Below are 5,297 nucleotides of genomic sequence, written 5' to 3' on the forward strand. Positions count from 1 at the left end.
CTCCAGCGCAGCCGGTATCATCGCCGGCGTGACCTCCGGGCTCGGCGTCGCGCTCTTGAGCCAGCGGCACCTGCAACCCGGCATGGAGATCGTCGACAAACACTTCCCCAAGCCGCCGGACCTGGCCTATGTGATCAGGCGCGCACGCAACTCCCGAAATCCCGCGCTGGAGACTTTGGTCAGGGAGATCGAAGCCGAAGTCAAACGCTACGGGGCGCTTCAGATCGCCGTTTGAACAGTCGTGCTGGCCAGGAGCGTGACAAGGCCGTCACAGAGCACGCAGCAGCGCGATTCACTGGTATCCTGAAAGAATGCTGGGATGGAATTAGGCATGGCGAAGCTCGTCTTCGGAATGAATCAGTCACTGGACGGCTATGTCGACCACGAGGCATTTGCGCCCGATCCCGCGCTGTTTCGTCACTGGATAGAGCAAGTGCGCGGCCTGACGGGCAGCGTGTACGGCCGTCGCATGTACGAGGTCATGCGCTACTGGGACGAGGACCGTTCCGAGTGGACCCCTGAGCTCCGCGAATTCGCGACGGCGTGGCGGAGCCAGCCGAAGTGGGTCGTGTCGAGCACGCTGCAGTCCGTTGGCCCCAACGCCACGCTTGTCGAAGGCGGCCTGGCGGAGATGATACGTGACCTGAAGGCTCGGCTCGCTGGGGAGATCGCCGTTTCCGGACCGGACCTGGCGCGAAGCCTGACCGACCTCGGGCTTATCGATGAGTATCGTCTCTACATCCATCCCGTCGTGCTTGGTCACGGAAAGCCATTCTTCGCCGGCCCCCGGCCGCCGCTCCGGCTCGTGGCCAGTGATTTGATCGGGGAGGAAGCGATCAGGTTGACTTATGTTCCTGCGTAGGCACGCAACTCCCCGACGGACGGGCGCGTCGGGCGGAGCGCCCGCTCACCTCTCCGCAAACGCGCGGGCGAACGAATCCACCATCGGCCGCGCCAGATACTCGAAGAAGGTCCGGTCGCCGGTGTTGATGAAGGCTTCGACCGGCGTTCCCGGATAGAGTTGCTCCGGCTTGACGCCGGGCGGGAGCGCGTCGGCGATCTTCAGCTTGGCGCGGAAATAGGGTTCGTGGGTAGCCTGGTCGATCAGCCGGTCGGCCGAGATCTGCGTCACCGTCGCCGATACCTCTGGCGTCAGGCGCGCGTTGAGCGCCGACAGCCTGAGCTTTGCCAGCTGGCCGACGCGCACCTGATCGACGTCTTTCGGCCGCAGCTTGGCATCGACGTTGAGGCCCGACGCGGTCGGCAGGATCTCCATGATCTTTTCGCCGGGCGCGATCACGCTGCCTTTCGAATTATAGGTGGAGGACACCACGATGCCCGCCGCCGGCGCCTTGATCGTCGTGCGCTGAAGCACCGCTTCGGCTGCCCTGATCTGCTCCTCGATGTCGGCGAGGTTGGTGCGCACCTCGTCGAGCTTGGTCAGCGCTTCCTCCACGCGCTGCGTGGTCAGTCGCTCGACCTGCACCTGCGCCTCGACGATCTGGCTGTTGGCCCCGGCAAGATTGGCCTCCAGCGCGCCGGCCTGGCCGACCAGATCGGCTTCCGAGCGCAGCAGCTGCGAATATTCGGTGCGGTTGGTGAGGCCCTTGTCGAGCAGGCCTGTCTTGATGCCGAGCTCCTTCTTCACCAGATCGGCCTGCTGCTCGATGGCGAGCTTCTGGGCGTTCAAGCCCACGACCGACTCGCGATGCATGGCGACCCGCTGCGCCATGATCGATTGCTCCGACCGGAACCGGGCGAGCCGGGCGTCGAACTCCTTCTGCTGCTCGCGGATGAGGTTTTGGAAATCCTGCTGGAACGGCGCCGGCGCTGCCTCGGTGATCGGCGCGAGCCTGTTCAGCCCGTCGCGCTCGGCCTCCAGCCGCGCCATGCTCGCCTTGAGCGCGATCGACTGCCTGGTCAGACGGTTGAGCTCGGCTTGCGCGGCCGTCCGGTCGAGCAGGATGAGGTCCTGGCCCTGCTGCACGCGGTCGCCCTCGCGGACCAGCAGCTGCTGGATGATGCCGCCCTCGGGCTGCTGGATGAGGATGTTGCCGCCCGTCGCCGAGATCGTGCCCTGCGTGATCACCGCGCCGGACAGCGGCGCGCTCACCGCCCAATAGCCGAAGCCGCCCGCAAAGAGCGCGATTGCCGCATACCCTATGAAGGCCACGCGCCGGAAGTCGGTGCGCGGCTGTCCATCCCAGGCAAGGCTCTCGATCGTCATCGTCTAGGATCCGAAGCGGATGCCGTGCGTGCGGATCATCGGCGCGAATGATCCGGTCACCACCGTGCCCTGCTGGGCGGCCGGGGCGTTGCCGGCGCCTCTATCGACAGTGGACCGCCGCAGCACCTCGGCGCTCGGGCCGAAGGCCTCGATCACCCCACCGCGCAGAACCATCACGCGGTCGCAGGCCGTTGCGATGGACGGGCGATGTGTGATCACGAGGATCGTGACGCCCGCCGCTCGCGCGGCGACCAGCACCACTTCGAGCGCCGCCTCGCCGCTGCCGTCGAGATGGGAACTGGGCTCGTCGAGCACGAGAATGCGCGGGTTGCCGTAGAAGGCGCGCGCCAGCCCGATCCTCTGGCGCTCGCCACCCGAGAGCGTCCTGTCGGAAGGGCCGATCATTGTCTGGTAGCCGTCGCGCTGCGCCAGGATCAACTCATGCGCCTGGGCGCGCCTGGCGGCCTCGACGATCGCGGCGTCCTCGGCCTGCGCGTCGAAGCGGGCGACATTGTCGCCGATCGTGCCGGGAAAGAGCTCCACCTCCTGCGCCAGGTAGCCGATCTGTCGCCCGAGCTGTTTTTCCTCCCAGGTCCTGAGGTCGGCGCCGTCGATCCTCACTGCGCCCCCGGTCGGCTGCGCGGCACCGACAAGCAGCCGCGCCAGCGTCGATTTGCCGGCGCCGCTCGGCCCCACGATCGCCACCGCTTCGCCGGCGCCGATCTGGAAATTCAGCCGCTTGAGGATAGGTTCGGTGCCGGGCTGTGCGTTCGGTGCCATGAAGAAAACGTCCTGCACCGAAATCGCGCCTAACGGATCGGGGAGCGCCAGTTTCCGCTTCTCGGCCGGGTGCGCAGCAAGCGCCGTCTCCAGCCGCTTCCAGGCCCGCTTTGCCTCGACGATTTGCCGCCAGGCGCCGATCAGCTGGTCGAGCGGCTGCAGCGCGCGCGACGACACCAGCGAGGAGGCGAAGATCATACCCGCCGTCATCTGCCCCTCGAGCACCAGCCACGCGCCGGCGCCGAGGATCGCCAGCTGCAGCATCATGCGCAGCGCCCGCGAGGCGCCGCTGAAGATCGCATTGGCGCTCGAGGAACGGTCGTAAAGCGTGAGCGCTGCCCCGACATGCCGCCCCCAGACCCGAGCGGCGTTCTCGACCATGCCCATGGCGCGCAGCGTTTCGGCATTGCGGGCAAAGACCTGTTCCGCATGGCTCGCCAACGCCGAGCGTTCCGCGGACATGGCATCGTTCCGGCCAATGGCGAGCTGGTTCGCGACGACAAGGACGAGCAGAAGCACCGCGCCGGCGACTGTCACCCAGAACAGCACCGGATGGATCAGATAGAGCAAAGCGAGGAAGACGGGCGCAAAGGGCAGGTCGAACAGCACCGCCACGCCGCGCGACCGGACGAAGGCGCAGACCGAGGCGAGATCACGCAGCGGCGACAGGCCGCCGGCATATTTGGGCGCCAGCGAGAGGGCGAATGTCCTTGCCCCGAGCTTCCTGTCGACGGCGGCCGCGACGCGCTGCGTGTAGACGGCGCGGATCGCGTCCAGCAGTCCGAGGAAAGCGAGCGCAAGAACCGCAATCGCCGACAGATAGACCAGCGTCTCGACGCTGGAGGAGGGCAGCACGCGGTCATAGACCTGAAGCAGATAAAGCGGGATCACCAGAAGCAGGATGTTGATCAGCAGCGAGAAGAGCCCGACATCGCCGACGGCGCGCAGGAACACCGCCCGCAGGCTCGACGGTGCAGTCATATCGGCCGCCGCTGCATGATCCCGGGACATCGAACCGATCGCCTGAAAATCTTAAGCGTGGCCCCCAAACTCGGAACCGTGATGCAGCGTGCTGCTGCCGAAGCTGTGCGTGGCAGTGCTGTGCGTTGCGGTGGTGGTGCTGCTGGTGGCGATCAGGGGGTTAGCCTCCACAGCGTCCAGCGTATAGGCGCGGATGTAGTCGATCTTCATCTCAGCCGGTGTGGCAAGATGATCCGGCGGCGCGCCGGCCTGGCCGCCGATCGCAAGATTGACCAGCATGTACATGGGCTTATCCATGTCCGAGGGCGTCGCCGCTTCCGCGACCTGCACGCCGTCATAGGTCCAGACAAGCTTGTCCGGCGTCCACAGCAGGCCATAGGTGTGGAAACCGGCAGTATCCATCGCATTCACCGTAGACCCGACCATGGTGTGCGTACCCGTCTCCATCGTATGCGCGGTCATCAGAAGCGAGTTCGGGGTCTGGCCGTATCTTTCGATGACGTCCAGCTCAGGCGGCCACGAGCCGTCTTCCGGCAGCAGCCAGAAGGCCGGCCAGGCGCCGGCGTTTTCCGGCAGGTCGGCGCGCATTTCGAAATAGCCGTATGTCTGCGAGAAGCTGTCATGCGTGGTCAGGATGCCGGACGTGTATTCGTAATTGTTGATCAGCGGCTTGATGTCCGCCGGCGCTTGCGCCGCGGTGATGGTGAGCACGCCGTTGTTCACGCTGAACGGGTGGACCGAGCTCGTCGGCGCGTAATTGGCGTCGATATACCATTGCAGCTCGTTGTTGGTGGCGAGCGTGCTGCCGTTCGGCGCGCCCCACCAGAAGTTGGTATCCCACGTGCCGCCTTGGCTGTTGTGGAGGTTCAGCGCGTTGAAGTCGTCGCTGAAAGACAGCGTCATGTCGGACTTGTCGATCGGCAGCTGGAATTGGCTGGGCTGCAGCTTGTCGATGGTCGTGTCCTTGAACATGAGGATCTCGCCGGATCCGAGGTTCAAGATGACGTTCGGTCCCGCCTGGATCATGTTCGAGTGGATGGCGTCGAAGGAAGTGAACCCATAGCCATCGAGACGGACGCTGTCAGTCGCGGCAAAATTGGCGATCAGGTCGCTTCCGTTGCCTTTCGCGATGATGAAAGTGTCGTAACCGCCGCCGCCATCGATCAGCACATCATTGCCCTTGCCGCCGTCCAGCGTCTGGTGGCCGGCCTTGGCGGTGATGATGTTGTCCAGGTCGTTTCCAAAAGCGTAGTTCTTGGCGTTGGTGGCGATCAGGTTCTCGACATTGTCGGGAAGCGTGTAGCTCATC

The 5,297-nt window shown here is 65.2% G+C and carries 4 protein-coding genes and 1 pseudogene; 2 read left to right on the plus strand and 3 right to left on the minus strand.

Annotated features, from left to right (window positions below; all coding sequences use genetic code 11):
- Both EOA60_RS17245 and EOA60_RS17250 read left to right on the plus strand, forming a co-directional pair.
- Nucleotides 1-235 (plus strand): annotated as a pseudogene (locus tag EOA60_RS17245) (LysR family transcriptional regulator); the annotation flags it as partial.
- Nucleotides 236-331: 96 nt separating this feature from the next.
- Nucleotides 332-862, plus strand: a complete 531-nt coding sequence (locus EOA60_RS17250) for a dihydrofolate reductase family protein (RefSeq protein ID WP_067322019.1) — start codon at nucleotides 332-334, stop codon at nucleotides 860-862.
- 45 nt (nucleotides 863-907) lie between these two features.
- Here EOA60_RS17250 and EOA60_RS17255 read toward each other — a convergent pair whose 3' ends face one another.
- The 3 genes from EOA60_RS17255 to EOA60_RS17265 form a co-directional block, all read right to left on the minus strand.
- Nucleotides 908-2,227 (minus strand): HlyD family type I secretion periplasmic adaptor subunit, encoded by a 1,320-nt coding sequence (locus EOA60_RS17255; protein WP_095824588.1) that lies wholly within the window; start codon nucleotides 2,225-2,227, stop codon nucleotides 908-910.
- Between the two features lie 3 nt (nucleotides 2,228-2,230).
- Complete coding sequence (locus EOA60_RS17260) at nucleotides 2,231-4,018, minus strand: type I secretion system permease/ATPase (protein ID WP_245322366.1); 1,788 nt, start codon at nucleotides 4,016-4,018, stop codon at nucleotides 2,231-2,233.
- A gap of 21 nt (nucleotides 4,019-4,039) precedes the next feature.
- A partial coding sequence (locus EOA60_RS17265) for a family 16 glycosylhydrolase (protein WP_128311657.1) occupies nucleotides 4,040-5,297 on the minus strand: 1,258 nt, incomplete at its 5' end.

The organism is Mesorhizobium sp. M1A.F.Ca.IN.020.06.1.1, assembly GCF_004023265.1.
Classification (GTDB): Bacteria; Pseudomonadota; Alphaproteobacteria; order Rhizobiales; family Rhizobiaceae; genus Mesorhizobium.